Consider the following 1,775-nt stretch of genomic DNA (forward strand, 5'->3'; position numbering starts at 1 on the left):
GAGGCTGTCCAAAAAGGCGGTCTCTTTTTTTATGCTGCAATTTCAGAATAGTAGTTTTTCATCCAGATTTTAGATTGTTGCTTTTTCAAGTTGTTGTTTTTTGTGCTTACTACTTCAAAAACAACAATAATGGCCCAAAAGACTGTTTTTTCCCGTTTTGAGGACATAATTATAGCTATTATCTTCCTCAGGTTATGCCCGATTGCCATTAAACCAAACTCGATTTCAACTTTGCTCAATCCCCGGAGGGTAAACCGGTTAAATTTGTTGTTCGATTTCAGCTGTCCGAATACAGCTTCGGGCTCAATGGGGCGTTTGCTCCGATGGTAAAGTCCTTCATCGCTCAACAGTTTATCGCGTGCAATTTGTCGTAAACGATTCAGGTTGTGGTTAACTTCGATTTTCCGATCTCCTTTGGCTTTGTGGCATTGCCCCCGTAGCGGACAGCCCGTGCAGTTTTGTGCCTGGTAAATACTCACCTGGTAATCGAATCCCAGCTCTGATTTCCGTTTTCCTTTACCTGCGTTATGCAGGTGTTGTCCCATGGGGCATACATAATAGTCCTGCTCCTGGTTGTAGTACAGGTTTGCCTGCAGAAAAACATTGTTCCTGTAGCTTCTTTTTTGTTCTTTATGAAAGTAGTTATACTTGACAAAAGCCTGGATATCTTTATTTTCCAGGTGCTGGTAATTTTCTTCGCTTCCATAGCCTGAGTCGGCCACAACGGTAGATGATTGTTTGTTGTAGAGTGCTTCAAACTGGTCGAGATGCGGAATTAGTGTAGCTGTATCGCCGGGGCGCTGGTGAAGTGAAAAGCCTGTAATAAACTGGTTTTCGGTACTGATTTGCGTGTTGTAAGCCGGCTTTAACTGGCCGTTTTTCATATGGTCTTCTTTCATGCGCATGAAAGTGGCATCGGTATCGGTTTTCGAGTAACTGTTACGGGTGCCCAGTGTTTCCAATTGCTGTTCATACTTTTGAAGTCGTGGCAATGCATCTTCTTCCAGTTGTTTTACCTGTTTTTGCTGTTTCTTATCCAGTTTCGACCGTTGCTCGTTTAGTTGACCGATTTTCTTCTTAAGCAACACTGCATTAACTGGTTGCGGCTGATCGTCTTCTGTTTGTTCAGCAGAATCGACATCAATACTTGCCTCAATATCTTTTAAAACAGTCTGGATTTTATGTTCAAGTTTCTCCTTGTATTTTTCAACCGACCCACGCCAAACAAAAGTATAGCGGTTAGATGCTGCCTCGATTTTCGTCCCATCTATGTACTGAACATCGAGGCTCACATAGCCCATCTCTGCCATTAGCTGTACCATTTGGGCAAACAAGGTTTGGATCTGGTGTTTCAGTTTCTGACTGCGAAAGTTGTTGATCGTTCGGAAATTAGGCGTTGCCTCGCCTGAAAGCCACATGTAATGGATGTTTTCTTCCAACTGGCGTGCAATCTTCCGGCATGAATAAACATTGTTCAGATAGCTGTAGAACAGGATCTTAAGCATGATCCGAGGGTGATAAGAACTGGTGCCACCACCTTTGTAGGTCGATAAAATATCGTCGATGTTTAAACCATCAACTATCTGGTTAACAAGACGAACAGGGTGATTAGCCGCTATTTTATCGCTTAAATTACTTGGAAACAGCATCGATTGCTGGGAAGTAACGCTTTTAAATCGTACGTTTGATCTTATTGTCATATCCACCTTTAAGATACAAATCTTAAAGGGACAATAAAAACAAAGGCTGTCCAATTTTACTTTTTGGACAGCCTC

At 42.3% G+C, this 1,775-nt stretch carries 1 pseudogene; it reads right to left on the minus strand.

Annotated features, from left to right (window positions below):
• Positions 1–179: 179 nt before the first annotated feature.
• A pseudogene (locus tag BMW53_RS20545) lies at positions 180–1,700 on the minus strand (IS1182 family transposase); the annotation flags it as partial.
• Between the last annotated feature and the right edge of the window lie 75 nt (positions 1,701–1,775).

Origin of the sequence: Draconibacterium orientale, from assembly GCF_900111425.1 — a bacterium.
GTDB lineage: Bacteria > Bacteroidota > Bacteroidia > Bacteroidales > Prolixibacteraceae > Draconibacterium > Draconibacterium orientale.